This is a genomic window from Brevundimonas balnearis (assembly GCF_042434805.1).
Lineage (GTDB): Bacteria > Pseudomonadota > Alphaproteobacteria > Caulobacterales > Caulobacteraceae > Brevundimonas > Brevundimonas balnearis.
Window position 1 is genome coordinate 32,245 of the sequence record NZ_JBHLSW010000014.1, and the last position, 26,317, is coordinate 58,561.

General features: G+C 71.0%; 26 protein-coding genes and 1 tRNA gene. 14 read left to right on the forward strand and 13 right to left on the reverse strand.

Annotated elements, in window-relative coordinates:
• Nucleotides 1-39: 39 nt before the first annotated feature.
• From gshB to ACFFGE_RS12710, 6 genes are all read right to left on the reverse strand, one after another.
• Nucleotides 40-990, reverse strand: coding sequence for a glutathione synthase (gene gshB, locus ACFFGE_RS12685; RefSeq protein ID WP_376836798.1), 951 nt, complete (start codon nt 988-990; stop codon nt 40-42).
• 63 nt (nt 991-1,053) lie between these two features.
• Nucleotides 1,054-1,866, reverse strand: coding sequence for a transglutaminase family protein (locus ACFFGE_RS12690; RefSeq protein WP_376836799.1), 813 nt, complete (start codon nt 1,864-1,866; stop codon nt 1,054-1,056).
• A 16-nt stretch (nt 1,867-1,882) separates the two neighbouring features.
• Nucleotides 1,883-2,272 carry a YraN family protein gene (locus ACFFGE_RS12695; RefSeq protein ID WP_376836800.1) on the reverse strand — a complete coding sequence of 130 codons (390 nt, stop codon included), beginning with the start codon at nt 2,270-2,272 and terminating at the stop codon, nt 1,883-1,885.
• Entirely contained in the window at nt 2,269-3,141 is an 873-nt protein-coding gene (gene rsmI, locus ACFFGE_RS12700) for a 16S rRNA (cytidine(1402)-2'-O)-methyltransferase (RefSeq protein WP_376836852.1), read from the reverse strand. The genes ACFFGE_RS12695 and rsmI overlap by 4 nt, the downstream gene beginning before the upstream one ends.
• A 58-nt stretch (nt 3,142-3,199) precedes the next feature.
• Nucleotides 3,200-3,703: a pyridoxamine 5'-phosphate oxidase family protein gene (locus tag ACFFGE_RS12705; RefSeq protein WP_376836802.1), complete on the reverse strand. Its 504-nt coding sequence runs from the start codon at nt 3,701-3,703 to the stop codon at nt 3,200-3,202.
• A 60-nt stretch (nt 3,704-3,763) separates the two neighbouring features.
• Nucleotides 3,764-3,964 carry a hypothetical protein gene (locus tag ACFFGE_RS12710; protein WP_376836803.1) on the reverse strand — a complete coding sequence of 67 codons (201 nt, stop codon included), beginning with the start codon at nt 3,962-3,964 and terminating at the stop codon, nt 3,764-3,766.
• 217 nt (nt 3,965-4,181) lie between these two features.
• Here ACFFGE_RS12710 and ACFFGE_RS12715 point away from each other — a divergent pair, with 217 nt between their 5' ends.
• The 3 genes from ACFFGE_RS12715 (at nt 4,182) to ACFFGE_RS12725 (ending at nt 8,653) form a co-directional block, all read left to right on the forward strand.
• On the forward strand, nt 4,182-6,821 hold the full coding sequence (locus ACFFGE_RS12715; RefSeq protein ID WP_376836804.1) for an SEL1-like repeat protein: 2,640 nt from the start codon (nt 4,182-4,184) through the stop codon (nt 6,819-6,821).
• Nucleotides 6,822-6,932: 111 nt separating this feature from the next.
• Nucleotides 6,933-7,856, forward strand: coding sequence for a sulfite exporter TauE/SafE family protein (locus ACFFGE_RS12720; protein WP_376836805.1), 924 nt, complete (start codon nt 6,933-6,935; stop codon nt 7,854-7,856).
• The gene (locus ACFFGE_RS12725) at nt 7,853-8,653 is read left to right on the forward strand and encodes a TIGR02186 family protein (protein ID WP_376836806.1); all 801 of its coding nucleotides are present in this window, start codon (nt 7,853-7,855) and stop codon (nt 8,651-8,653) included. The genes ACFFGE_RS12720 and ACFFGE_RS12725 overlap by 4 nt, the downstream gene beginning before the upstream one ends.
• Here the strand turns inward: ACFFGE_RS12725 and ACFFGE_RS12730 are convergent, their stop codons facing one another.
• A complete protein-coding gene (locus tag ACFFGE_RS12730; protein ID WP_376836807.1) occupies nt 8,654-9,880 on the reverse strand; it encodes a PQQ-dependent sugar dehydrogenase in 1,227 nt (408 codons plus the stop codon). It lies immediately after the preceding gene.
• Nucleotides 9,881-10,017: 137 nt separating this feature from the next.
• Here ACFFGE_RS12730 and ACFFGE_RS12735 point away from each other — a divergent pair.
• Together ACFFGE_RS12735 and ACFFGE_RS12740 are read left to right on the forward strand one after the other, a co-directional pair.
• A tRNA-Met gene (locus tag ACFFGE_RS12735) sits at nt 10,018-10,094 on the forward strand.
• An 81-nt stretch (nt 10,095-10,175) separates the two neighbouring features.
• The gene (locus ACFFGE_RS12740) at nt 10,176-10,490 is read left to right on the forward strand and encodes a hypothetical protein (protein WP_376836809.1); all 315 of its coding nucleotides are present in this window, start codon (nt 10,176-10,178) and stop codon (nt 10,488-10,490) included.
• 4 nt (nt 10,491-10,494) lie between these two features.
• Here ACFFGE_RS12740 and ACFFGE_RS12745 read toward each other — a convergent pair whose 3' ends face one another.
• Nucleotides 10,495-11,130: a TlpA family protein disulfide reductase gene (locus ACFFGE_RS12745; protein WP_376836810.1), complete on the reverse strand. Its 636-nt coding sequence runs from the start codon at nt 11,128-11,130 to the stop codon at nt 10,495-10,497.
• Between ACFFGE_RS12745 and argH the strand changes: the two genes are divergently transcribed.
• The 4 genes from argH (at nt 11,129) to ACFFGE_RS12765 (ending at nt 14,646) form a co-directional block, all read left to right on the forward strand.
• Nucleotides 11,129-12,565 (forward strand): argininosuccinate lyase, encoded by a 1,437-nt coding sequence (gene argH, locus ACFFGE_RS12750; RefSeq protein ID WP_376836812.1) that lies wholly within the window; start codon nt 11,129-11,131, stop codon nt 12,563-12,565. The two genes, ACFFGE_RS12745 and argH, sit on opposite strands and share 2 nt — an antisense overlap.
• Nucleotides 12,562-12,756, forward strand: a complete 195-nt coding sequence (locus ACFFGE_RS12755; protein WP_376836813.1) for a hypothetical protein — start codon at nt 12,562-12,564, stop codon at nt 12,754-12,756. Before argH ends, ACFFGE_RS12755 begins: the two co-directional genes overlap by 4 nt.
• Before the next feature lie 3 nt (nt 12,757-12,759).
• Nucleotides 12,760-14,037 carry a diaminopimelate decarboxylase gene (gene lysA, locus ACFFGE_RS12760; protein WP_376836814.1) on the forward strand — a complete coding sequence of 426 codons (1,278 nt, stop codon included), beginning with the start codon at nt 12,760-12,762 and terminating at the stop codon, nt 14,035-14,037.
• A gap of 93 nt (nt 14,038-14,130) precedes the next feature.
• Nucleotides 14,131-14,646: a hypothetical protein gene (locus ACFFGE_RS12765; protein WP_376836815.1), complete on the forward strand. Its 516-nt coding sequence runs from the start codon at nt 14,131-14,133 to the stop codon at nt 14,644-14,646.
• 57 nt (nt 14,647-14,703) lie between these two features.
• On the opposite strand, the gene ACFFGE_RS12770 is transcribed toward ACFFGE_RS12765, so the two are convergent.
• Together ACFFGE_RS12770 and ACFFGE_RS12775 are read right to left on the reverse strand one after the other, a co-directional pair.
• Complete coding sequence (locus tag ACFFGE_RS12770; RefSeq protein ID WP_376836816.1) at nt 14,704-16,008, reverse strand: PQQ-dependent sugar dehydrogenase; 1,305 nt, start codon at nt 16,006-16,008, stop codon at nt 14,704-14,706.
• 59 nt (nt 16,009-16,067) lie between these two features.
• Nucleotides 16,068-16,964, reverse strand: a complete 897-nt coding sequence (locus ACFFGE_RS12775; RefSeq protein ID WP_376836817.1) for a DUF1206 domain-containing protein — start codon at nt 16,962-16,964, stop codon at nt 16,068-16,070.
• Between the two features lie 105 nt (nt 16,965-17,069).
• Here ACFFGE_RS12775 and ACFFGE_RS12780 point away from each other — a divergent pair, with 105 nt between their 5' ends.
• From ACFFGE_RS12780 to ACFFGE_RS12800, 5 genes are all read left to right on the forward strand, one after another.
• Entirely contained in the window at nt 17,070-18,005 is a 936-nt protein-coding gene (locus ACFFGE_RS12780) for an ABC transporter ATP-binding protein (RefSeq protein ID WP_376836818.1), read from the forward strand.
• A complete protein-coding gene (locus ACFFGE_RS12785; RefSeq protein WP_376836819.1) occupies nt 18,005-18,772 on the forward strand; it encodes an ABC transporter permease in 768 nt (255 codons plus the stop codon). The genes ACFFGE_RS12780 and ACFFGE_RS12785 overlap by 1 nt, the downstream gene beginning before the upstream one ends.
• A 20-nt stretch (nt 18,773-18,792) precedes the next feature.
• Nucleotides 18,793-19,074 carry a DUF427 domain-containing protein gene (locus ACFFGE_RS12790; RefSeq protein WP_376836821.1) on the forward strand — a complete coding sequence of 94 codons (282 nt, stop codon included), beginning with the start codon at nt 18,793-18,795 and terminating at the stop codon, nt 19,072-19,074.
• Between the two features lie 63 nt (nt 19,075-19,137).
• Nucleotides 19,138-20,691 carry a response regulator gene (locus tag ACFFGE_RS12795; protein ID WP_376836822.1) on the forward strand — a complete coding sequence of 518 codons (1,554 nt, stop codon included), beginning with the start codon at nt 19,138-19,140 and terminating at the stop codon, nt 20,689-20,691.
• Between the two features lie 30 nt (nt 20,692-20,721).
• Nucleotides 20,722-22,422 (forward strand): AmpG family muropeptide MFS transporter, encoded by a 1,701-nt coding sequence (locus ACFFGE_RS12800; protein WP_376836823.1) that lies wholly within the window; start codon nt 20,722-20,724, stop codon nt 22,420-22,422.
• 4 nt (nt 22,423-22,426) lie between these two features.
• Here ACFFGE_RS12800 and ACFFGE_RS12805 read toward each other — a convergent pair whose 3' ends face one another.
• The 3 genes from ACFFGE_RS12805 to ACFFGE_RS12815 form a co-directional block, all read right to left on the reverse strand.
• Entirely contained in the window at nt 22,427-24,808 is a 2,382-nt protein-coding gene (locus tag ACFFGE_RS12805; protein ID WP_376836824.1) for an NADP-dependent malic enzyme, read from the reverse strand.
• A 74-nt stretch (nt 24,809-24,882) separates the two neighbouring features.
• Nucleotides 24,883-25,797 carry an ornithine carbamoyltransferase gene (gene argF, locus ACFFGE_RS12810; protein WP_376836825.1) on the reverse strand — a complete coding sequence of 305 codons (915 nt, stop codon included), beginning with the start codon at nt 25,795-25,797 and terminating at the stop codon, nt 24,883-24,885.
• A 100-nt stretch (nt 25,798-25,897) separates the two neighbouring features.
• Nucleotides 25,898-26,305 (reverse strand): GxxExxY protein, encoded by a 408-nt coding sequence (locus tag ACFFGE_RS12815; protein WP_376836826.1) that lies wholly within the window; start codon nt 26,303-26,305, stop codon nt 25,898-25,900.
• Nucleotides 26,306-26,317: the final 12 nt, after the last annotated feature.

The window sequence follows — 26,317 nt, forward strand, 5'->3', positions numbered from 1 at the left end:
GGAACGAAGCATGAACACATCGGCGTTGCAAGAGCGGCGTTACGCGCTCGGAACGTGCCGGGCTTCCAGATTGTCCCAGAGCGCCGCCGCCGCATCGATCCCGCTGAACCGCTTCAGCTGCTGGGCGCCGGTGGGGCTTGTGACGTTGATCTCGGTCAGCCAGTCGCCGATGACGTCGATGCCGACGAAGATCAGACCCCGTCGCTTCAGCTCCGGCCCGATGGCGGCGCAGATCTCGCGGTCGCGCGCGGTCAGATCCACCGGTTCGGCCACCCCGCCGACGCGCAGGTTCGATCGCACCGCCCCCTTCATCGGCACCCGGTTGATCGCCCCCACCGGTTCGCCGTCGATCAGGATGATGCGCTTGTCGCCCGCCTCCACCGCCGGCAGGAACTTCTGGATCACCAGGGGATCGCGCGAAGCGGCCGCGTGGATCTCGATCAGGGCGCCGAGGTTCGGATCGCCCGCCTTCAGCCTGACGACGCCCGAGCCCGCCGCCCCGTGCAGGGGCTTCAGCACCACGTCGCCGTGACGGGCGTGGAAGTCCTCGAGCGCGACGGGGTCCGACGAGATCAGGGTCGGCGGCTGCAGCCCCTCGAAGCGGGTGGCGAACAGCTTCTCGGGCGCCGAGCGCACCTCGGACGGATCGTTCACCACCAGGGTGCGCGGGTGGACCGTCTCCAGCAGATAGGTCGCGGTGACATAGGCCATGTCGAAGGGCGGATCCTGGCGCATCAGGATCACGTCGACGTCGGCGCCCAGGTCCAGCCTCGCCTCGTCGCCGAAGCTGACGTGCGACCCCTGCACCGGCGTCAGGGTCACGGGCCGGGCGCGGCAGGACAGCCGCCCGTCCTCCAGCGCCAGCGTGCGGAAGTCATAGACCCACAGCGGATGGCCCCGCGCTTGCGCCTCCAGCATCAGCATGAAGGTGGTGTCGGACTCGACGTTGACCGCCTCGATGGGGTCCATCTGGACCGCGATCTTCAGCATGAGCTCTGTCTCCGTTCGCCCGGTTGAATGGCGACCGCGGTCGCACGGCGCAAGGGCGGCCCGTCAGTTCAGGCGCATCCGCAGTCGGTCGTGGGCGGTGTGGACCACCCCCTCCGCGGCGTTCAGTCCGCGCGCCCGGTCGAGCGCCGCCAGAGCCCCGGCGAGCGCGCCTTGCCGCTCGCGGGCCTGGGCGACGTCCAGCCATGGCCGATGATCGTGGGGTTCCAGCAAGGCGCGCCGGACCGCGGATCTTTCCGCCGCCTCGAACTCCCCGGCCTGAATGGCGCGGATGAAGAGGATGTTCTGCATTCGGATCAGCGTCTGACGGTCGCTCACGGGAGCCATAAGGACGTCGAGCCGGTCCGCCACGTGCGGGGTCAGCCCGGCGCGGAGCGCCCGCCGGGTCAGCTCGGAGGGCATGACCACCCGCCCCTCGCTGAAGGGATCGATGGCCACCGGCCCCTCGCCGGTCTGGACCCGCACCAGGAAGTGGCCGGGAAAGTCCACGCCCTGGACCACCAGGCCCGCCTCGCGCCCGATGTGGATGTAGAACACCGCCAGCGCCGCCGAGAGGCCCCGGCGTCGCTCGATCACGTCGATCACGTCGGTGTTGGCCGGGTCGTCGAAGCGCAGCAGGTCGCCGTTCAGACGGAGGTCAGACGCCAGCGTCTCGGTCAGGGCGTCGTCCGACCGTTCGTTGCGCAGACGGTCGCGCAGGCGGCGCACGCCCTCCGCGGCGACGACCCGGACAGGCTCGGCGTCGCGAAAGGGCGAGTCGTGGATGGCGCAGGCGATCGCCGCCTCCAGCAGGGGGAACCGCTCGTCCTCCACCTCGCCGGCGGCCCCCAGGATGAACTCGGCCTCCTCGCGTGTCATGCGCCGCCCCGCATGGTCACTCCCTCGACGTCAGACCGCGAACATGGCGCGGAAACCGACGGGGAGCCAGCGCCACCATATCCAGACGAAGCTCCAGGCCGGACAGCGACGGTCGGCCCCGGGCCAGGGCCTGCCCCGCCGCACGGAGGCGCGCTTGCTGTTCCGGCGAGACGGCGGTCAGCGCCGCCTCGAGGGTGGCGCGCCGCTTGACCTCCACCACCGCCAGCACAGGTCCCTTGGCCGCGAGGAGATCGATCTCGCCGAACGGCGCCTTCAGGCGGAAACCGAGGATGCGGTAGCCCTTGGCCATCAGGAAGGCGGCGGCCAGCCATTCGGCCGCGCGGCCCTCGCGCCTGGACCGGCCGCCTCGCGTCCGGCGCCCGGGCGGGGGCTCCGGCCGCGTCACCGGGCCTTCAGCTCCAGCGCCCGGCGGTACAGCGCCTTCCGGGGCTGATCCAGCTGGCGCGCCACCTCGGCGGCGGCCTCGCCGGGCGGCAGGCGGACCAGCGCCTCGACCAGCGCGCGGTCCAAGTCATCCGCGCTGGCGGCCCGCGCCTCGCCCGGCCCGATGACGACGACGATCTCGCCCTTGGGGCCGTCCAGTGCGGGATGGACCGCGAGCTCGGCCAGCGTGCCGCGCACGCAGGTTTCGTAGAGCTTGGTCAGCTCCCGCGCGACCGCCGCCGGGCGGGGGCCCAGCACCTCCGCCATGTCCGTGAGGGACTCCCGAAGACGGGGCCCGGTCTCGAACAGCACCAGCGTCTCGCGACCGCCGGCGAAGCTCTCCAGAAAGGTGCGACGCGCGCCGGACCTGGCCGGCGCGAAACCCGCGAACAGCACACGGTCGGACGGCAGGCCGGCGACGCTCAGCGCCGCCAGCAGACTTGAGGGCCCGGGGATGGGATGAACGGGAAGCCCTGCCTCGATCACGGCGCGCGCGACGACATAGCCGGGATCCGACACCAGAGGCGTCCCGGCGTCTGAAACCAGCGCCACGACCCGCCCCTCGCCGATCTCCGCCACCGCCCGCTCGGCCGCCCGGGCGCCGGCGTGGTCGTCGGCGCGCTCCAGCCTCGCCTTCAGTCCGTAGGCGGACAGCAGCTTGCCGGTGACGCGGGTATCCTCAGCCAGCACCAGATCCGCGGCCGACAGCACGTCGAGCGCCCTCAGCGTGATGTCGCGCAGATTGCCGATCGGCGTCGCCACCAGATACAGCCCCGCCGTCACCGGGCGCGGCGGCGGCGCCGTGGGAGAAGTGGAGAGGGGCGCGGGCATGGCCGGAGGGTGACAGGCGTCGCCGCCCACCTCAACTCCCCAACCCGAATCGGCCCCGTCAGCTCAGCCGTACGTCGGCGACCCCGCCCACGTCGGGCTCCGACTTGGTCAGGTTGGCCTTCAGCACCTCGAAGCCGAACTTCACGGGGCCCGCTTTGGAGACCCAGATGCGGCCGTCGTCGCCGTCGAAGCGCAGGATGGTCAGGCGGGGGTCGTCCTTGCCCTCCGGGTACCAGGCGGCCAGCACCGGGTTCCAGTAGCGGTCGATGATCTCCCGGTCGCGGCCGTGCACCGACAGCGTTCCGCGGATGCAGGCCCAGACCTCCTGATCCTTGGAGCCGTAGGTGAACATCGCCGACTGGTCGGGAATGGCGGCGTCGCGCGCCAGATCGGTGTCGTCGCGGGTGAAGAACCAGATCGTGCCGGTCTCGGCCTCGCGGAAGGCGGTCATCGGCTGGCTGTGGTAGCCCGGCTGATCCAGGCCCAGCATGCCGGTGTTGGACTCCTTCAGGTGCTTCCAGAACTCGCGCTCGGCGTCCTGGGGGGTCAGGGTGTCGGACATCACGCTCTCCTCAACGGTCGGAACGTGATCCAAGCGCGTGCGGCGCCCTGCCGGTTCCGGTCAGCGGGTCGGCAGGCCGCCAAGTGCGGCGAGATGCACCAGGGCGAAGAACGTCACCGCCGCCGAGAGCACCATCACGAGTCGCCACGGCACCATCCGCACGCCCCGGCGCAGGTCCGGCGGCCGGGCGCCCCGCCACCCGGCGAAAAGGGTCAGCGCGAGAGACGCCAGAAAGAGAACGATGGTGGGCGCCAGGGCCATGCGGCGATGATGGCCGGGTCCGGGGCGACCGGCAACGGCGCCGGTAAGGGCCCGTTAAGCATTTACGCTTCGTTAACCCCGCCGGCGCGAGGAAAGGCGACCTGGGGCCGTCTGTCCACAGCTTCGGACCGACCCCACCACATATTGGGGTTAACCCCGCGTTTACACCCCTGATCTGGGCCGTTAGCGTCTCAGGAAGAGGTCGGGAGGCGAATCAGTGAGCGCAGCCGCGCCGTGGAGCGTGAAGGGGATCGACCCCAAGGCGCGTGAGATCGCCAAGGATCTCGCCCGCCGCTCCGGCATGACGCTGGGCGAGTGGCTGAACACCATGATCCTCGATGAGGACGAGGAGGACGGCGTGGTCCCCCTGGCCCGCCGCCCGCACCTGGCGGACGTCTATGAGCGCCGCAGCCGCGCGCGCCGGCTGGACGACGCCTACGCCGGATCGGACGACACACTTCAGCGGGTGGCCGCGTCGGTCGAGGCGATCGCCGCCCGTCTGGAGGCCTCGGAGCGTCGCGCCACCGTCGCGATCCAGGGGGTGGACCAGGCCGTTTCCGGCCTCGTGCGCCGCATGGACGGCCAGGACGCCCAGCTGGCGGCGACCGGGCGGCGCATGGACGACATCGGCGAGGAGCTGCGCGAGGGTCACCGGCGCCTGCGCCGTATCGAGCAGGAGGTGCAGCCCCAGACCGCCGACACCTTCAAGAAGGTGGAGGCGTCGATGGGCGCGCTCGCCTCGCGGCTCTACGACATCGAGGAGCGCCAGCGGACCGGCTTCAACGAGCTGCGCGCTCGGGTCGAGGACGCCCAGGCCAAGGCGCCCCAGGGCTTCGGCGGCGAACAGCTGGCGCAGCTCGGCGCCCGGCTGGATCAGGCGCAGGCCCGGACGTCGGACGCGCTGCGTGCGCTGGAGACCTCCTTCGGCCAGCTGGATCAACGGCTGCGCGCCGCCGAGAGTCGGACCGAGCCAGCGGGCGCGCGCGAGGCCGCCCGCTTCGAGAAGCTGGCCGAGACCCTGTCGCGTCAGGTGGCCGACAGCCGCGAGGAGATGCTGCGCCGGCTCGAGACCGCCCAGCACGAGGGGCGGCTGGAGCGCATCGAGCGGGCGGTCCAGGCCATCGGCGAACAGGCCAAGGCCGCCGAGGCGCGCAGCGCCGGCGCGGTGGAGGCCATGGGCCGCGAGGTCCTGAACATCGCCCGCAACCTCAACGGCCGGATGGAGCGGGTCGAACGCGCGGGCGCCGAACAGGTGCGGACGCTGGGCCAGGATCTGTCCGCGCGCCTGGAGCAGAGGATCAACGCCGCCGACGACCGGCATGCGCTGGCCATCGAGAAGCTCGGCGGCGAGATCACCCGCATCTCGGACCAGCTGGCCGAGCGCATCGCCCAGTCGGAGCGCCGCTCGGCCCAGGCGCTGGAGGAGATCGGCGAACGCCTTTCACGCTCGTCCGAAAAGATGGAGCAGCGCTACGACCGGGCGTCGGGCGAGCTCGCGGAGCGCATGCGCCTGTCCGAGGAACGGACGGCTCAGCTGCTGGCCGAGGCGCGGGAGGCGATGGCCCAGCGCTCGGAGGCCCCGTCCCTCGCGCCCGAGCCGCCGCCACACCCCGCCCCGGCGGCGCAGCCGATCTCGGACTGGCGCGCCGCGGCCTTCCCGGAAGGCTTCGCCGACGACGGCTGGGCGGACCCGGTGGTCGACACCTTCCCGGAGCCCCCGGCGATCCATGAGGCGGCGCCTTCCACCGATCCGTATCAGGAGCCGCCGGCGCCGGACACGCCCCAGGTCGGCGGCTTCGGCCGGCCGATCGCCGCGGAGGCGCGACCGGAACCGGTCGTGTTCGGCGCGCGCCTCGACTCCCAGGCTCCCTTCACGGGATTTGGCGGCGCCGACGTCGCCGATGCGCTGGAGGCGACCGCCCAGGCGACCTCGGACGACTTCGACGGCGAAACCGAATTCGTGGACGCGCGGTCGCTCAGGCGCGGGGCCGGCGCCCGGCAGGCGCTGGACGCCGCCCGCGCCGCCATGTCGGCCTCGGAACCGTCGGCCGCTCCCCGCCAGGGTTTCGGCCTGAAGCGCGGCGGCAAGTCCAAGCTTCAGGAACGCCTCGACAAACAGGCCAAGGGCGACGGCTCCACGGTCCGCAAGACGCTGCTCGCCTCGGTCACCGCTGTCGCCGTCACCGGCGGGATCGTCTGGGGCTACAATCGTCTGATCGAGGACGTCGGCGTCCCGGGCGCCGAGCCGGCCGAGGACGGCCAGCCGCTGGCGCTGGCCCTCAACCCCGCGCCCTCGAGCACGTCCGCCGAGGCCGAGGCGCTCTACGAGGAGGCCGCCGCCGCGCTCGAGACCGGCGACGAGGACGCGGTCCAGACCCTGACCTCGGCCGCCGAGGCCGGCAGCCCGAAGGCCCAGTTCCACCTCGCCCGACTGTTCGAGACGGGAGAGGCCGGCGTCGACGTCGACCCGTCCCGGGCCCGGGCCTGGACCGAGCGGGCCGCGCGCGGCGGCGAGCCGCGGGCCATGCACAACCTTGCGCTCTTCCTGTTCGACGGGACGGGCGGGCCGCGCGACCAGGCCGAGGCCGCGCGCTGGTTCACCCGGGCGGCCGAGGCGGGTCTGACCGACAGCCAATACAATCTCGCCAAGCTCTATGAGGACGGCGCCGATGGCGTCGCCGCGGATCCGGCGGCGGCCTATCGCTGGTACCTGATCGCCGCGCGCGCCGGCGACGCGGAGGCGCAGGCCGCGGCCGAACGACTGGCCCCGCGGCTGGCCGACGCCGCGCGGCGTCGCGCCCGCGCCGAGGCCGCCGGATTCCAGACCCCGCCGCTGGCGGACGACGCCGCCGTCTGATCCGCCTCGCGCCCGCGCGGCGCGAGGCCGGTGGCGTCCTCGACCGGTCGGCGCTAGACCGCCCCCGTCGCCGTTCGGCGCGTTCAGTTTCTCCAGCCGAAGGCGCGTCCTTTGGATATCTATCTGCCGATCGCCGAGGTTTCGGTGAATGCGCCGCTGCTGGTCCTGCTCGGCGCCGTGGTCGGCTTCGTGTCCGGCCTGTTCGGCATCGGCGGCGGCTTCCTCATGGCCCCGGTGCTGGTGTTCCTCGGCGTCCCGCCCGCCGTCGCGGTGGCCAGCCAGGCCAGCCACGTGGTGGCCTCCTCCACCTCGGGCGTGATCAGCTACTCGCTGCAGAAGGCCGTCGATTACCGCATGGGGATCGTCATGGCGGCCGGCGGCGCCGCCGGGGCCGTCGTCGGCGTGGAGATCTTCCGCTACCTGCGCCTGCTCGGCCAGGCGGACCTGGTCGTCTCGGTCGCCTACCTGATCTTCCTCGGATCCATCGGCGCCCTGATGCTGAAGGAGAGCCTGACCCAGATCCTGAACCGCAGGCGCGGGATCACGCCCCGGCCCCAGCCGCGCCGACGTCCCCTGTGGCTCTACGGCCTGCCCCTGCGCATGCGCTTTCCGAAGTCCGGCCTCTACATCAGCGCCATTCCGCCGTTCGCCCTCGGGGTGTTCGCCGGGATCCTGTCGGCGATCATGGGGGTGGGCGGCGGCTTCATCCTGGTGCCGGCCATGCTCTATGTCCTGCGCATGCGGGCCCAGGTGGTCGTCGGCACCAGCCTGTTTCAGATCATCATCACCACCGCCATCACCACCGTGCTCCAGGCCGGCCGCAACCAGACCGTGGACATCGTCCTGGCGACGCTGCTGCTGGTGGGCGGCGTGATCGGGGCCCAGTATGGGGCCCGGCTGTCCACCCGCTTCCGGGCCGAGGAGCTGCGCGCCGCGCTGGGGCTCATCGTCCTCCTGGTGGGCCTGCAGATGGGGCTGGAGCTGTTCGTGCGGCCCAGCGAGGTGTTCGCCGTCGCGCCCGGGGTGGCGTCGTGATCCCGGTCCCCGCGCTGCCGCCCGCGCCCCCGCCGCCTTCCGAGACCGTGCTGACGCTGGAGCAGCCCAGCGTGTCCGCCAGCCTGACCGACGCGCGCATCCGGGTGGACGCCGGCTTCACGGGCGCCTCGGTGGTGCTGTTCGGAGCAGTCTTCAACCCCACCGACACACCGGCCGACGTGGTGGTGGTCATCCGCGGGCCCGACGCCCCCGTGCGTCTGGTGCGGAAGCGGCAGGTGGCCGGCCTCTGGCTGAACAGCCGGCCCGTGCTCTTCGAAGGGGCGCCGAGCTTCTACGCCACCGCCTCCACGCGGCCGCTGGCGGACATCGCCGACTTCGGCCAGCTGCGCCGGCTGGCGATCGGCCTGGATCACCTGCGCATCGACGCGCCGGAGGAGAGCCGCACCGTCACGCGCTACGGGGTGCGCGACGTGGTCGTCAGCCGCCTGGGCGACGACTATCTGGAGTGGCGACGCGCCGTCATTCGGCTGAAGACGACCGAGGGGCTGTACGAAAGCGATCCGGGCGGGGTCCGCTTCGTCGATCAGGGCCTCTTTCGCGCCGACGTGACGCTCCCGGCCTCCGCGCCCACCGGCCAGTACGCCGCCCAGGTCTGGCTGTTTCAGGACGGTGCGCCGGTGTCGGTGTCCAACCTGACCATGACGGTCGAGAAGGTGGGGCTGGAGCGCGACGTCTACAACTTCGCCACGCGCCGCCCCTGGCTGTACGGCCTCGTCAGCGTGCTGTTCGCCGCCGGCGCGGGCTGGCTGGCCTCGCGCCTGTTCCGGCGGCGGTGATCAGCCCGCCGGACCCAGCCGGACCACCTTGCCGTCATCCTCGTCGGTGACGACGTAGAGCGCGCCGTCCGCGCCCACGGTCACGTCGCGCACCCGCTCGCCCAGGTCGGTCAGCAGGCGCTCCTCCCCGACCACCCGGTCGCCCTCGATCACCAGCCGCGCGAGGTGCTCGCCCGCGAGACCCGCCACGAAGGCGTTCCCGCGCCATTCAGGCACCAGATCGGCGTCATAGAAGGTCATGCCGCCGGGCGCGATCACCGGATCCCAGTAGTAGACCGGCTGGGTGACGCCCTCGCGCTGGGTGATTCCCTCGCCGATGATCTGGCCGTTGTATTCGATGCCGTAGGTCACATCGCCCCAGCCGTAGTTGGCGCCCGCGATCTCCAGGTTCAGTTCGTCGCCGCCCCGCGCGCCGTGCTCGATCGTCCAGACCCGCCCGGCCGGGTCGGTGGCGGCGCCCTGGGCGTTGCGGTGGCCCCAGCTGAAGATCTCGGGCAGGGCGCCGTCGCGGTTCACGAACGGGTTGTCGGCCGGGACGGAGCCGTCGGCGTTGATGCGAATGGTCTTGCCGTAATGGCTGTCCAGCTGCTGGGCCTGGGGCCGGGTCTGGCGGTCGGACCGCTCGCCCACGGTGATGTAGAGCCGGCCCTGCGGGTCGAAGGTCAGCGACGAGCCGTAGTGCATGCCGTTGCCGTAGGGCGGCACGGCGCGGAAGATCACCTGCACGTCCTCCATGCGGGTTCCGTCCGCCGACAGGCGACCGCGCGCCACCGCCGTGCCGTTGCCGGTCTCGCCACGGGGCTCGGAATAGCTCCAGTAGACCAGGCCGTCCTCGGCGTAGGTCGGGCCGACGACGATATCGAGCAGGCCGCCCTGCCGCTGGGCGAAGACCTCGGGCAGGCCCTGCACCGGCGCGCTGAGCGTCCCGTCCGCGCCGATGATGCGCAGACGCCCGGGACGCTCGGTCACCAGCCAGCGGCCGTCCGGCAGCTGCGCCAGGCCCCAGGGATGCTCCAGACCGTCGATCACCACCTGATGCGCCAGCGCGACCGAGGTGCGCACCCCCGGCGCCCGCGTCTGGCCCTCGAAGGCCGGTTGCTGATCCGGCGCGTTCGGCGCGCGCGTTTCGACCGGCGCGCCCTCGGGCGCGGGGGCTGCGGGCTCCTGGGCCGAGCAGGCGGTGGCGAAGGCCGCGACGGCGGCGGCGGCGAACCAGGCATGGCGCATGAGGGGATCCCCTAGTCGATGATGCGGTCGTTCTAACGTAGGCCGAGCGTCGCCGTTCCGCGACTTGCCGACGCGCCCGCCCGCGTATATAGCGCTCGCCTCTCGACGCCGGGGTCCTTCGACGACCGCCCGGCCGGGGCTGGGTAGCTCAGCTGGTTAGAGCGGTGGATTCATAACCCACAGGTCGGCGGTTCGAGCCCGCCCCCAGCCACCACGTCGGCACGTCCTTCTCGCGCAACCCTCCCCGCCCGTCGGCGTTACGGCGAAGGTTGATACGCACCGGAGGGACTGATCGATGAACCGCATCACCGCCATCGCCGCCGCGACGCTGCTGTCGCTGGGCGCCGTCGCTTGCACCGAGGCCGAGGAGGAACGCACCGAGGCCGAAGCCGCCGAGGCCGGTCAGGAGATCGAGTCCGGCGCCGAGGAGGCCGCCGCGGCCCTCGGAGAAGAGGCGGCCCAGGTCGGCGCGGCCATCGAGGCGGGCGCCCAGAGCGCCGCCCGCGAGATCGACCAGGCGACCGACGCCATGGCCGAGTCGGCCGCCGAGACGCGCGCCGAGATCGACGCCCGGGCCGAGGCCGAGGCCGAGACCGAGCGGGCGTACTGACGCCTCAGGCGGGCTCCGCCAGCAGCGCGTCCACCAGGGCGCGGGCTTCGGGGCTCGCCCAGTCCGCCTCTCCCGACAGGGCGGCGCGGACACGCCCCTGACGGTCGATCAGGATCGTCTGGGGCATCTTGCCGGGATCCAGGAACTGGAACGGCAGCTGGAACTCCGGATCCGAATACATCGGCAAGGGTTCGTGCACGTCGATGAAGCTTCGCGCGTCCGCGATCGCCGTCTCGCCGGTGTCGACGTTGATCGGCAGGACCACAAGCTGGTCGTTGTCGGCGTAGGCCTGGGCGAGCCGCTGGAGCGTCGGCATCTCCGTGCGGCACGGCGCGCACCACATCGCCCACAGGTTCACCACCACCACCTTCCCCCGGAAGTCGGCCAGGCGCGTCTCCGCCCCCTCGCGGTCGTAGAAGACGTGGTCCGGCGCGGGCACGGGCTCCATGGGGGCGTTCAGGCGTTGCAGCGGCCCCTCGGCGAAGCGCGCCAGCTCGCTCTGGGCCGCCGTCGCCGGCTCACCTTCGGCTTTGAAAGGCCCGGCGCCGGTGGCGTATAGGGTCGCGAGCGCGCCGCCGCCGACCAGCACTAGCGCGCCGACGCCTGCGACCATCCAGCCGATCCTCTTCGAGACCGCCATGACCTCTTCTTCCGACGCCCCGTCCGCCGCCGGCGTCCCCACGCGCGGCTCCGGCGAAGGCCAGACCTTATGGGGCGGGCGCTTCTCCGCCAAGCCCGCCGAGGTCATGCAGGCCATCAACGTCTCGATCGGCGTCGATCACAGGCTTTGGGAACAGGACCTGAAGGGCTCGCGCGCCCATTGCCGCATGCTGATGGCGCAGGGGATCGTCTCGGCGGACGACGGCGCGGCCATCCTCGACGGGCTAGACCGGATCGAGGCGGAGATCCGCGACGGGACGTTCCCCTTCCGCGACGAGTTCGAGGACATCCACATGAATGTGGAGGCCCGGCTCAGCGAGCTGATCGGCGCGCCGTCCGGTCGACTGCACACGGCGCGCAGCCGCAACGACCAGGTGGCCACCGACTTCCGCCTGTGGGTGCGCGACGCCTGCGACCGCACGCTCGCACAGCTGCACGCCCTGCAGCGCATCCTGTTGGACAGGGCCGAGGCGCACGCGGGCGACCTGATGCCGGGCTTCACCCATCTCCAGCCCGCCCAGCCGGTGACGCTGGGCCATCACCTGATGGCCTATGTGGAGATGTTCGGCCGCGATCACGGCCGCTTCGCCGACGCCCGCGCCCGCATGAATGAGAGCCCGCTGGGCGCCGCCGCCCTGGCCGGCTCGCCCTTCCCCATCGACCGCCACGCGACGGCGGCAGAGCTCGGCTTCGACCGGCCGATGGCCAACTCGCTCGACGCGGTGTCGGACCGGGACTTCGCGCTGGAGAGCCTGTCGGCCGCCTCGATCTGCGCCGGGCACCTGTCGCGCCTGGCCGAGGAGATCGTGATCTGGATGACGCCCCAGTTCGGCTTCGTCACCCTGCCCGACGAGCTGACCACCGGCTCCTCGATCATGCCGCAGAAGCGGAACCCCGACGCGGCCGAGCTGGTGCGGGCCAAGACCGGACGCATCACCGGCTCGCTGATCGCCCTGACGACGGTCATGAAGGGCCTGCCGCTGGCCTATTCCAAGGACATGCAGGAGGACAAGCCGCCGGTGTTCGAGGCGTTCGACGCCCTGGACCTGGCCCTGACCGCCATGATGGCGATGGTCGCGGCGCTTCGCCCGAACCTGGAGCGGATGCGTCAGGCGGCGGGATCGGGCTATTCGACCGCCACGGATCTCGCCGACTGGCTGGTGCGGGAGCTGAACCTGCCGTTCCGCCAGGCCCACCATGTCACCGGCGCGGCGGTGAAGCGCGCGGAGGCGCTGGGCGTGGATTTGGGGCAACTGCCGCTGGCTGAGCTGACGGCGCTGGAGCCCCGCGTCACCGAAGCGGTTTACAAGGTGCTGTCGCCTGAGGCCTCTTGCGCCAGTCGCCTGAGCTTTGGGGGGACCGCGCCGGACGGGGTTCGCGCGCGCATCGCGGAATGGAGGTCGCGTCTGTCATGACCGCAAAGAAGGGCGCTCTTTTGATCCTGGCCGCCGCGGGCGCGCTGGCCGGCTGCGGCCGGATGGGCGAGCTGGCCGAGCCTGGCCCGGTCGAGCCCGCGACCGTCAACCGGCCTTCCAGCCAGCAGCCGATCGACGGCGGGCCTTCGAACCCCTTCGGCGGAACCTCGGCCGGCCGGGACCCGCGATAGGCCTTGGACCACTTCGACTATCGCGACGGCGTCCTGCATGCGGAGGACGTCTCTCTTGAGACGATCGCGGCCGAGGTCGGCACGCCGGCCTACGTCTATTCCACCGCCACCCTGCGACGGCACTATCGGGTGTTGGCCGAGGCGATCGGCGCGCATCCGGACGCCCTGCGCGATCCGCTGATCGCCTTCGCGGTCAAGGCCAACGGCAACCTGGCGGTGCTGGCGACGCTCGCGCGGCTCGGCGCCGGCGCCGACACCGTGTCCGAGGGGGAGATACGGCGCGCCCTCGCGGCCGGGACGCCCGCCGATCGGATCGTCTTCTCCGGCGTCGGCAAGGCGGACTCCGAACTGGCCTTCGCCGTCGGAGCGGGCGTGCGCCAGATCAACGTCGAGAGCCGGCCCGAGCTGGAGCGGCTGATCGCCGTCGCGCGCGACCTGGGGCGCGGCGTCGATGTCGCCATCCGCGTGAACCCCAAGGTGGGCGCGGGCGGCCACGCGAAGATCACCACCGGCGGCGCGACCGACAAGTTCGGCGTGGCGCCCGAGGAGGCGCTGGCGCTCTATGCCGAGGCCGCCGCGTCAGGGGCCGTGACGCCCGTGGGGCTCGCCTGCCACATCGGCAGCCAGATCACCGATCTCGCGCCGCTGAGGGCCGCGTTCGGCGTCCTGCGCGACATGACCCTGACCCTGCGGACCCGAGGGCTGGAGGTCACCCGTCTGGACCTGGGCGGCGGCCTGGGCGTCCCCTACGCCGGCGGCGCCCCGACCGCCTCCCCCGCCGACTATGCGGCGATGGCGGCGGAGGTGCTTCGAGGCCTGGAGGTGCAGGCCACCTTCGAGCCCGGCCGGCTGCTGGCGGCCAACGCCGGCGTCCTCCTCACCCGGGTGGTTCATGTGAACGTCCGGCCGGACGGGCGCAGGTTCCTGGTTCTGGACGCGGGCATGAACGATCTGATGCGGCCCGCGCTGTACGACGCCTTCCATGATCTGAAGCCGGTCCACCTGACGTCGGCGGCGCCGATCGCTCACGATGTGGTCGGGCCGGTCTGCGAGACCGGCGACACCTTCGCCCGCGACCGGCCCCTGCCGCCCGTGGAGGCCGGGGCTCTCATGGCCTTCACCGGCGCGGGCGCCTACGGCGCGAGCATGGCCAACGAGTACAACAGCCGCCTGCTGGCCCCGGAGGTTCTGACCGACGGAGCGCGCTGGTCCGTCGTCCGTCAGCGCCCCACCTACGACCAGATGCTCGCCCGCGATCAGATCCCGGACTGGCTTCAATAAAGCCACAGTTGCGGCGAAGTCGGTATGCTTTCGGGGCGACGGCAACTCCGTTCGCCTGACGCCGTTACCTTGGCCAGCCTGAAGGAGGCCAAGATGTCGATACACGATCAGAACGAAGACATTCGCCGGGACGAGCTCAACGCCGGCGGCGAGGCCTATACGCCGGTCTATGCGCGCCGCAACCGCAAGAAGAAGGGCGTTCGGACCTGGATGGTGCTGGCGCCCGTGTCGCTGATCACGCTCGGCGGCCTGACCGCCCTGGCGGTCACCGCCGACGAGCCCCAGCCGATGGGCGGCGCGGAGGTCGCCAGCGAACCGGCCTCGGCGCCCATGATCGAAGCGCCGCTCGCTCCGACCGCCGCGGAGACCGAGACGCCGCTGCCGACGTTCGAGCCGCCGGCGCCGATCCCGGCGGCCGCCCCCGCCGCTCCGCCCGCGCGACGCGCCGCCCCGGCGCCGAGTCCGGCCCCCTCGCCCCAGGCGCCGGCCGAGCCGGAGCCCGCGCCGGAGCCGGTGGGCCCGCGCCCCTACGAGCCCGCGCCGCGCGTGAGCGTGTCGCCGCCCGCCGCTGATCCCGCCCCGATCGTGGTGCAGGTTCCCGACGCCTGATCGCACCGGCCGAACGCCAGGACGCCCTCCCGCCCGCGGGAGGGCGTTCGCGCTTCGTCAGTCCGCGCGGGAGACCCGCCAGACGACGTTGCCGACGTCGTCCGCGACAAGCAGCCCGCCGCGACGGTCGATGGCGACGCCGACCGGGCGACCCTGCGCCTCGCCGTCCGCACTCAGAAAGCCGGTCAGCACATCGCGCGGCAGCCCCGCCGGACGACCGTTCTCGAACGGCACGAAGATCACCTTGTAGCCGCTGGGCGGCTCCCGATTCCACGAGCCGTGCTGACCGACGAAGACTCCCTCGGCGTAATCCGAACCGAGCGCCGCGCCGGTGGCGAAGGCGAGGCCGAGCGAGGCCGTGTGCGCCCCCAACGCGTAGTCCGGCGCGACGGCCCGGGCGACCATCTCCGGGTTCCGGGGCCTGACACGGGCGTCGACGGTCTGGCCCCAGTAGCTCCACGGCCAGCCGTAGAAGGCGCCGCGCCGGACCGACGTCATGTAGTCGGGCACGAGGTCGTTGCCGAGCTCGTCGCGCTCGTTGACGGCGGTCCAGAGCTCGCCGGTCACGGGGTTCCAGTCCAGCCCGACCGGATTGCGCAGGCCCGAAGCGTAGACCTGCGTCGCGCCCGTCGCGGGATCGATCTCCAGAATCGCGGCCCGATTCACTTCCTCCGCCATGCCGTGCTCGGCGATGTTGGAGTTTGACCCGACGCCCACATAAAGCCGCCGCCCGTCCGGGCTGGCGACGAGGCTCTTGGTCCAGTGATGATTGCGGCCCGCGGGCAGGTCGGCGACCTTCACGGGGGGCGCGTCGATGCGGGTCTGGCCCTCGCGATAGGGAAAGCTGACCACCGCGTCCGCATTGGCGACGTAAAGCCGATCGCCGACCAGGGCCATGCCGAACGGAGAAAACAGGTTCTCGATGAAGGCGGTCTTGATCTCCGCCACGCCGTCGCCGTCGGCGTCGCGGAGCAGGGTGATGCGGTTGGCGCTCGGAACGCCCGCGCCGGCCCGGGCCATCACCAGGCGCGTGATCCATCCGCGCAGCCCCCCGCCAAGGTTCGCCGGCTTCGGCGGCGCGTTTGTCTCGGCGACCAGGACATCGCCGTTCGGCAGGACATGGAGCCACCGGGGATGATCCAGCCCCTCGGCGAACGGCTGCACCCGCAGGCCGGACGCGGGCATCGGGGCCCGGCTCGCGCTCCAGCGAGCGACCGGCGCGATGTTGACCAGAGGCAAGAGCCGGCTGCTCGGCTCGGGCAGGGTCGGCGACGGGCCGAACCGCTGGGTCTCGGGCACGAGCGGCCCGGACGAGCAGGCGGTGAGGACGGCGGAGGCGACCAGGACGACGAGGCGCTTCATGGCGGGCTCCCAGAACGGGACGCAGGGTGGACCCGCGGACCCGACCGACGCAAGACGCCTCATCCGGGCAGACGCGGCTCCCGGATGCGGCGAAAGCGCGCCTCCACGAAGGCGAAGGCGCCGAACGCCATCAGGCCCGCGCCCGTCGCGGCGAGCAGCCAGGAGCCCGCCGGCATGCTCTCCAGCGCCTGCAAGGCGTCGCCGAAGCTGGTCACCTCCGCGCTCGAACTCCTGTGGGCGGCCAGGAAGGTGAAGGCGGTCAGCGGCAGATAGGCCAGGCCGCGCGCCGCGTATCCCGCCCGCGCCAGCATCGAGAGCCGCCGCCGCAGACGCTCGGAACACCCCAGTCCGTCGGTGAAGTCGTCCATGACCGCCCGGACCACATTGCCCACGCCGATGGCGAGGATGGCGAAGCCCACGCCCCACAGCAGCAGGTCCCCGAACGGCAGCGACAGCAGCATCGCGGCCTTCTCCTGGTTCTCCGCCGTGGACTGCGCCGTCGGGGACGATTCGATCTCATCCAGCAGCTCGAACACGGTCGAGGCGATCAGGGCGTAGAAGACACCGCTCAGCGCCTGGCCCGCGCGCGTCGCCAGGGCCTTGGCCGAATGTCCTTGCCGGTCCGCGTCCAGCGCCGCCTGCAGCCCGCGCCACAGCACGAAGGCCCAAAGGCCGGCGCCCAGCAGGATCAGCCACAGCCGGCCGAACGGCTGGCGCGCCACGGCGGCGACGGCCTCGCTCGTGCCCGCGGCCTCGCCGAGCACGTCGGCGGCCGCCAGGACGGTGATCAGCCCGACGGTCAGGTAGACGAAGCCGCGCGCGCCGTAGCCGACCCGCGCGGCCAGCTCCAGCCAACCTGTCGGCAGGGACATGTGCGGCTGGCGCAGCCGCCGGGCCAGCCGGCGGGCTGCGCGTCCAAGCTCGGCGGCGATGCGGTCCGGCGCTACGGCGGTCATGGGCGCATGAACCCGCCGCCGGGCGAAAGGCTCCGCTCGCCCTTGAGGATGAGGCTAGCGCGCCCTATCTGCGGCCCCGCGACGCAGGGGAAGGTCGAACCACGCATGCCGCCGGTGATCGAGGTCGAGGGCCTCACCAAGACTTACAGATCCGGACTTCAGGCTCTCAAGAGCGTCGATCTGACGATCGGCAAGGGCGAGATCTTCGCCCTGCTGGGGCCCAACGGCGCGGGCAAGACGACGCTGATCTCCATCGTCTGCGGCATCGTCACGCCGACGAGCGGCGAGGTGCGCGTCGCCGGCAACGACATTCAGAAGGATTACCGGAAGGCCCGCCAACTCATCGGCCTGGTGCCCCAAGAGCTGACCACCGACGCCTTCGAGAGCGTCTGGTCGACCGTCAGCTTCAGCCGGGGCCTGTTCGGCAAGGCGCCGAACCCGGGCCATGTGGAGCGGGTGCTCAGGGACCTCAGCCTGTGGGACAAGAAGGACGCCAAGATCATGACCCTGTCCGGCGGCATGAAACGCCGGGTGATGATCGCCAAGGCTCTCAGCCATGAGCCCGACATCCTGTTCCTGGACGAACCGACCGCCGGCGTGGACGTGGAGCTGCGTCGCGACATGTGGGCGCTCGTGCGCCGTCTGCGCGATCAGGGCGTCACCATCATCCTGACCACCCACTACATCGAGGAGGCCGAGGAGATGGCCGATCGGGTGGGCGTCATCCTCAAGGGTCAGCTGGTGGTGGTCGAGGCGAAGAGCACTCTGATGATGCGGCTCGGCAAGAAGACCCTGACGCTGCAGCTGCAGGAGCCGCTGGCGGTCCTGCCGCCGGAGCTGTCGGACTGGGCGCTGGAGCTCAAGGCCGAGGGCCAGGAGCTGGAGTACGTCTTCGACACCCATGCCGAGCGCACCGGCGTGCCGTCGCTGCTGCGGCGGATGAGCGACCTCGGCATCGGCTTCAAGGACCTGTCGACGCGGCAGAGTTCGCTCGAGGACATCTTCGTGGGCCTGGTCCACGACGGGCGGGAGGCGGCGTGATGGCGTTCAACGGTCATGGCGTCTGGGCCATCTATCGCTTCGAGATGGCGCGCGCGCTGCGCACTGTCTGGCAGTCGATCATCACTCCCGTGATCACCACCTCGCTCTACTTCGTCGTGTTCGGCGCGGCGATCGGCGGCCGCATGACCGAGGTGTCCGACGTGCCTTACGGCGCCTTCCTGGTGCCCGGGCTGATCATGCTCAGCCTGTTCACCAATTCGATCTTCAACGCCTCGTTCGGAATCTACTTCCCCAAGTTCACCGGGACGATCTACGAGCTGCTGTCGGCGCCGATCTCGCCGCTGGAGACGGTGCTGGGCTACGTCGGGGCGGCGGCGACCAAGTCGCTGATCCTGGGGCTGATCATCCTGGCCACGGCGGCGCTGTTCGTGCCGCTCCAGATCCTGCACCCGGTCTGGATGATCGGGTTCCTCGTGCTGATCTCGGCCACCTTCAGCCTGTTCGGCTTCATCATCGGCATCTGGGCGCAGAGCTTCGAGCAGCTGAACTTCATTCCCATGCTGATCGTCACGCCGCTGACGTTCCTGGGCGGCGCCTTCTATTCGATCGACATGCTGCCGCCCGCCTGGCGGACGGTCAGCCTGTTCAATCCGGTGGTCTATCTGATCTCCGGCTTCCGCTGGTCGTTCTTCGGCGAGGGCGACGTGGCGGTGGGGATCAGCCTGGTTGCGACACTTGGCTTCTTCCTGACCTGCCTGGCGGTCGTCGCCTGGATCTTCCGGACCGGCTATCGTCTCAAGACCTGAACCGCAGAAGGAAGCCCGCCATGGTCACGGCCACCTGGAACGGGGCGGTCATCGCCCAGTCGGATGACACGGTGGTGGTCGAGGGCAACCACTATTTTCCGCGCGCCTCGGTGAACGCGGACTACCTGAAGGACAGCGCGACGACCTCCGTCTGCTCGTGGAAGGGCACGGCCGGCTACCACACCCTGGTCGTCGACGGCGCGGAGAACCCGGACGCGGCCTGGTACTATCCGGACCCCAAGGACGCGGCGGCCGAGATCAGGGACCGGATCGCCTTCTGGCGCGGGGTGAAGGTCGGCTGATCCGGCGCTTGAGCCCGCCTTAACGCTTCGCCGCTAGCCTCCTTTCGAACGACGGAGTGCGGCATGGCGCGGGGCGACGATCGCGGACCAGATGAGAACCACACGGCGGAGGGCGCGCCGGACCAGTTCCTGCGGCTCATGTCCCACGAGATGCGCACGCCCCTGAACGGCGTCATCGGCATGCTCGGCCTGTTGTCGCGCACCCGGCTGGACGGGGCCCAGCGCGCCTATCTGGACGCCGCCAAGGGCTCGGCCGAACATCTGCTCGGCCTGGTCAACGACCTCTTGGACTACGCCCGGCTGGACGCCGGCCGGCTGGAGTTCGATCTCAGCCGCGTCGACGTCCCCACCCTGGTGCAGGGGGTCGCCGAGCTGTTGGCCCCGCGCGCCTTCGACAAGGGCCTGGAGATCGCCTGGACCGTGGCGCCGGACGTGCCCCCGATCCTGGCCGACGAGGGCCGCCTGCGGCAGGTGCTGTTCAATCTCGCCGGCAATGCGGTGAAGTTCACCGACCGCGGCGGCGTCTGGATTCACGTCGAGCGCGTCGGCGACGCCGATGAGGGCGCGCGGCTGGCCTTCCGCGTCGACGACACCGGACCGGGCGTGCCCGTCCACGCGCGGACCCGCATCTTCGAGGAGTTCGGCCACGCCGTCGGCGGCGACGCCGTGCGCCACGACGGGGCGGGGCTTGGGCTGGCGGTCGTGCGCCGCCTCGCCGAGGCGATGGGCGGCTCGGTCTCGGTCGGCGACCGGCCCGTCCGCAAGGGCGGCGACCGGGGCGGATCGCGTTTCAGCTTCGAAGCGGCCTTCCAGCCGGCGGGGGTCGCCCACGTCGCCGGCAAGCCGCTGAAGGCGCTCGAGATCGCCGTTTGCTCCGACAACCCCATCCTGCGCCTGACCGCCGAGAGCCAGGCCAAGGCCGCCGGCGCCCGCGTCTCGCCGGCGCCGCACGTCTGGCTGGTCGATCACGCCGCCGGACCGAGCGCCCCGCCCCTGCCGCGTCCGGCGGGCGGTCAGGCGATCGTGCTGCTGGCGCCGGAGGCCCGCGACCTGATCCCGCGCTACCGGGCGATGGGCTACCACGGCTATCTGATCAAGCCGCTGCGGCCGGCGTCGCTGACGGAGCGGGTTCTGGCCGCCGCCGGCGCGGGGGCGAGCACGATGCGCCGCCCGGGACCGCCCCCGCCGCCGCCCGCCGACGACGACCGCATCACGCCGGTCCGCTTCCACGGCCTTCGGGTCCTGCTGGCCGAGGACAATCCTGTCGGGGCGCTTCTGGCCAAGACGCTGCTTCGCCGCGAGGGCTGCGTGGTCGAGACCGCCGGGTCGGGCCAGGAGGTGTTGGCCGCCCTGGCCCAGGCCCGCTACGACCTCGTGCTGATGGACATGCGCATGCCGGGCATGGACGGGCCGACGGCGGCGCGCGCGCTCCGGGCCCGGGGCGACCGCACGCCGATCATCGCCGTCACCGCCAACGCCTTCCCGGAGGACCGCCGCGCCTGTCTGGAGGCCGGGATGGACGACCACCTGGCCAAGCCGCTGGAGTTGGAGGCGCTCCGCGCCGCGCTGGCCCGCTGGACCTTCGGCGACAACCGCGCCAAGGTCGTCGCCGGATAGACGCCGGGGGGCGTCGAGAGGGACGCCTTCATGAGTGAGAGCAAGCGGCTCACCACCTGGGAATTCGTCAAGTCGCTGCGCGACCGACGGGTGTTCGTGATGCTGCTCCTGGGGGCTTCGGCGGGCCTGCCGTTCTTCCTGATCTTCGACACCCTGTCAGCGTGGCTCCGCGAGGCGGAGCTGGACCTTTCCACCATCAGCGTCTTCGCCCTGGCGACCCTGTCCTACGCGCTCAAGTTCGTCTGGGCCCCGGTGGTGGATCGCCTCAAGCTGCCTCTGTTGTATCGACTACTGGGTCAGCGGCGCTCGTGGATGTTGCTGATGCAGGGCCTGATCGTGATCGGCCTATGGGCGATCGCCGGGTCCGATCCGTCGCTCAACCTCGGTCAAGTGGCGCTGATCGCCGTGCTCGTCGGCTTCTGCGGCGCGACCCAGGACATCGCCATCGACGCCTGGCGCATCGAGGTCGTGGACGAGACCTTCTACGGCACCATGGCGGCGGCCTATCAGTGGGGCTTCCGCATCGCCATGATCGTGGCGGGCGCGCTGCCGCTGGTGCTGGCGGACGCCTACGGCTGGAACCTGTCCTACGCGGTGATGGCGGCCTGTATGCTGATCGCCCTGGGCGCGACGGTGCTGGCTCCCCGCGAAGCCTACAATCGCCCGCCTACGCGCTTCACCGAGGGTATGGAAGCCAAGCCGGCGCTCGAGGTTGTCGAGTGGGCGGGCCGAGGCCTGCTGATCCTCGGCGGGGCCCTGCTGGCCGGCTCGGGGCTGGCCGCCAACGCGACCTTTTTGAACGTCCTGGCCGGCTGGTTCGGCCAGACGCCAGCCCAGGCCGAAGCCTTCAAGGCCGTGTGGGAAGCGCGCGAGACCGGCATCTTCATCCAGTTCCCGGCCGTGCTCGCGGGACTGGGGCTGATCGCCCTGGCCTGCGTGCCCCTGCCGGGCGCCCCGACCCGGCCGGGGGCGTATCTGCGGCGCGCCTACGGCGAGCCTCTGGGCGACTTCTTCCGCCGCTTCGGCGGTCGCTTCGGGCTGCTGATCCTGGCGCTGATCTGCATGTATCGGCTGTCCGACTTCGTCCTGAACATCATGAACCCGTTCTACCAGGACCTCGGCTTCACCCTGACCCAGATCGCCGAGGTGCGGAAAGTCTATGGCGTCGTCGCCTCCATGGCGGGCATCGCGGCCGGCGCGTGGCTGGTGAGCCGCCTCGGCATCGTCCGCACCATGGTGATCGGTGTCTTCGCCAGCCCGCTGTCCAATCTGATCTTCATCTGGCTGGCGACGCAGGGGCCCAGCATGCCCGCGTTGTACGCGGCGATCACGATCGACAACTTCGCCACCGGCGTCGCGGGCACGGCCCTGATCGTCTACATGTCCAGCTTGACGGCGTCGGGCTTCACCGCGACCCAATACGCCCTGTTCAGCTCGCTCTACGCCATCTTCGGCAAGATCCTGGCCTCCCAGTCCGGCCGCATCGTGGAAGGCTCGGCGCGCATGGCCGAGGCGGGCGGGCCGACCTCCGTCTTCAGGCCCCTGTTCGCCGGCCTGCCGGAGGGATCGCTCGCCAAGGGGGCCGAGATCGCGGGCGTCACGCCCGTCTCGCTCGGAGCCGGCTATGTGACCTTCTTCACCTATTCGGTGACCATCGGCGTCATCGCGGTCGGGCTGGCCTTCACGGTCGCCCGGCGTCAGCAGGCGGAACAACCAAAAACCGAGAGCTGAGGCTTCAGGACGTCGGCGGGACCGAGGTGCGGGGGCGCGGCGCCGGGGCGGGCTGCGGCGTCGCGTCCGGCTCCCGCTGCGCGGCGGCCCGGATCGGTTCGGGCGGGTCCTCGTCGGCGACGCCCTCCTCATAGGCGGCGAAGGTCGCGGCGGTGATGATCTCCGACACCGACGCCCCCAGGCTGACGATCTGGACCGACTTCTCCAGCCCCACCAGCAAGGGCCCGATCACGGTCGCGCCGCCCAGCGCCTGGACCAGGCGGGTCGAGATCGAGGCGGAGTGGATCGCCGGCATGACCAGGACGTTGGCGTCCTTGGACAGGCGCATGAACGGATAGTTCGACCGCGCGTCCGGATCGAGCGCGATCTCGGGCGGCATCTCGCCCTCGTATTCGAAGTCCACCCCCTTGGCGTCCAGGATGCGGATGGCCTCGCGCACCTTCTCCCCCCGGTCGCCGGGCGGGTTGCCGAAGGTCGAATAGCTGAGGAAGGCCACGCGCGGATTGCGGCCCAGCTTGCGCACCGTGGCGGCCGCCTGGATGGCGATCTCGGCCAGTTCCTCCGCGTCCGGCAGTTCGTGGATCGAGGTGTCGGCGACGAACAGGGTGCGGCCCTTGGCGAGCAGGATCGACAGGCCGATCAGCCGCTCCTTCACGTCCAGGACGCGGCGGACCTCCTTCAGCACCATGTTGAAGTTCCGCGTCACGCCGGTGACCACCGCGTCCGCATGGCCGTGGCTGACCATGGCGGCGGCGAAGTAGTTTCGGTCCTGGTTGATCATCCGCTGCACGTCGCGCCGCAGATAGCCGCGCCGCTGCAGCCGCTCGTACAGACTGTCCGTGTACAGCGCATTGTGTTCGGAGACGCGGGCGTTGACGATCTCGATGCCCAGTTCGTCGAACCGCAGGCCGGCTTCCATCGCGTTCTGACGGATCAGATCCTCGCGCCCGACGAGGATCGGCGTGCCCAGTTCGGACTGCTTGAAGGCCCAGGCCGCGCGGATCACCGCCGGCTCTTCGCCCTCGGCGAACACGACCCTCTTGTTGGGCGCCGCGCGCACGGCCGAGGCGATCTTCTGCATCAGGGCCGCGGACGGATCCAGCCGCTGGCGCAGCTCGGTCCGATAGGCGTCCATGTCCTCGATCGGCTTTCGCGCCACCCCCGTGTCCATGGCCGCCTGCGCCACGAACGGCGGCACGTACCAGATCAGTCGGGGATCGAACGGCGTGGGGATGATGTAGTCCGGACCGAACTTCAGCCGCCGGCCGCGATAGGCCATGGCCACCTCGTCCGGCACGTCCTCCCGCGCCAGGGCCGCGAGCGCCCGGGCGGCGGCGATCTTCATCTCGTGGTTCACCCGCCGGGCCCGCACGTCCAGCGCGCCCCGGAAGATGTAGGGGAAGCCCAGCACGTTGTTGACCTGGTTGGCGTAGTCGGACCGCCCCGTCGCCACGATCGCGTCCGGGCGCACGGCGTGAACCTCTTCCGGGGTGATCTCCGGGTCCGGGTTGGCCATGGCGAAGATGATCGGCTTGTCCGCCATCGACGCGACCATCTCGGGCGTGATCGCGCCCTTGGCCGACAGGCCCAGCACCACGTCGGCGCCCACCATCGCCTCGGCGAGCGTACGCTTGTGGGTGTCGGTGGCGTGGACGGCCTTCCACTGGTCCATGTGCTCGGCCCGGCCGCGATAGACCACCCCCGCCAGGTCGACCACGGTGGTGTTCTCGGCCTTCACGCCCATGGCCTTCATCAGGCCGATGGAGGACAGGCCGGCCGCGCCGGCGCCCACCAGCACGACCTTCACGTCCTCGATGTTCCGGCCGGTGATCTCGCAGGCGTTGATCAGGGCGGCGGTGGAGATGATCGCCGTGCCGTGCTGGTCGTCATGGAAGACCGGGATGTCCAGCTCGTCCTGGAGCTGGCTCTCGATGATGAAGCATTCCGGAGATTTGATGTCCTCCAGATTGATGCCGCCCCAGGTGTCGCCGATGTTCTTCACGACCGTGACGAACTCGTCCGGGTCGGTGGTCTTCACCTCCACGTCGAAGCTGTCGATGTCGGCGAAGCGTTTGAACAGGACCGCCTTGCCCTCCATCACGGGCTTGGACGCCATATGGCCGAGCTTGCCCAGCCCCAGGATCGCCGTGCCGTTCGAGATGACGGCGACCAGATTGCCCTTGGACGTGTAGTCGTAGGCCCGGTCCGCCTCCTCCGCGATCGCCCGCACGGGCACCGCGACCCCCGGCGAGTAGGCCAGGGACAGGTCGCGCTGGGTCGCCATGGGCTTGGTCGGCGCCATGGAGATCTTGCCGGGCGTGGGCCGGCGGTGGAACTCCAGCGCCTCGTCGTCGGAGAAGGTCTGTTTGTCGGTCTGGTCGGGCATGGCCCCTGACTAGTGCGGCGTCGGTAAAGGAACCGCAAGCCGGTTCGCGCGCCGGGCGGGCCCGCGGACCGGCGTCACCCCCGCAGACACCAGGCCAGGACCGCCTTCTGGGCGTGGATGCGGTTCTCCGCCTCGTCCCAGACCAGCGAGCGGGGGCCGTCGATGACCGCGTCGGTCACCTCCTCGCCCCGGTGCGCGGGCAGGCAGTGCAGGAACACCGCGTCCGGCGCGGCCAGTCCCATCAGGGCGTCATCCACCCCGTAGCCGTCGAACGCCTCCAGCCGCGCCTCATAGTCCTGATCGCCCATGGACACCCAGGTGTCGGTCACCACCACGTCCGCGCCCGCCACCGCCTCGCGCGGATCACCGGTCAGGTGAACCGCGGCCCCGCCCTTCTGCAGGTCGAACAGGTCGGGATGGTACTCGGCCGGGCAGGCCACGTTCAGGGTGAAGCCGAACTTGGGCGCCGCATGGATGAAGCTGGCGCAGACGTTGTTGCCGTCGCCGACCCAGGCGATGGTCTTGCCCGCCACCGGCCCGCGATGCTCCTCGATGGTCTGCAGGTCCGCCAGGATCTGGCAGGGGTGGCTGCGGTCGGTCAGGCCGTTGATCACGGGGACGGTCGAGACGCGCGCGAAGTTCTCCACGTCCTCGTGCCGGTTGGCGCGGATCATCACCGCATCGACCATGCGCGACAGCACCCGGGCGGTGTCCTCGACCGGCTCGCCGCGACCCAGCTGCATGTCCGAGGCCGTGGCGATGATCGAAGCGCCGCCCAGCTGCCGGATGGCGGCGTCGAAGCTGAAGCGGGTCCGGGTCGAGTTCTTCTCGAAGATCATCGCCAGCACGCGATCCTTCGCCGGCGCGTCCGCGTCCGCCCGCCCCTTCGGCCAGCCGGCCCGAGCCGCCTTGCGGGCGTGCGCGTCGTCCAGGATCGCGCGCAGCTCCGACCCCTCCAGCCGGTGAATGTCGAGAAAGTGGCGGGTCATGGCATCAGCCTATGGACTGGAAAGGACGAAAGAGAATCACAACGAACACGACGAAGCACAAGGAACACAACGAAGCCGGCGCACACCACCGGAACGAAAGTCAGAGCACGATCCGGCGAAATCCATCCTTCAAACGCAGGCTGTTGAAGTTCACAAGGTAGCCCAGCCGCACCTGTGCGAATCTTAAGTATGTCAGAAGTTGAGCCGTATGGATCGACGCTAGGGCGTCGATCGATTTCACCTCGACGATAACTCGACGCTCCACCAGCAAGTCGAGCCGAAACCCCGCATCGATGCGTTCGCCGCGATATTCGACGGGCACGGCGACCTGCCGTTCGACAGAAAGACCTCCACGAGCCAGGTCCGCAGCGAGGCAATGCTCGTATACGCCCTCCAACAGACCCGGACCCAGTTCGCGATGAACGGCGAACGCCGCGTCCATGACGGCTCGCCCGATGCGGTTCACCTCAGACGAGATGGCGCCGGCCCCGTCGTGTCCGTCGTGCATCGCCGTGCTCGT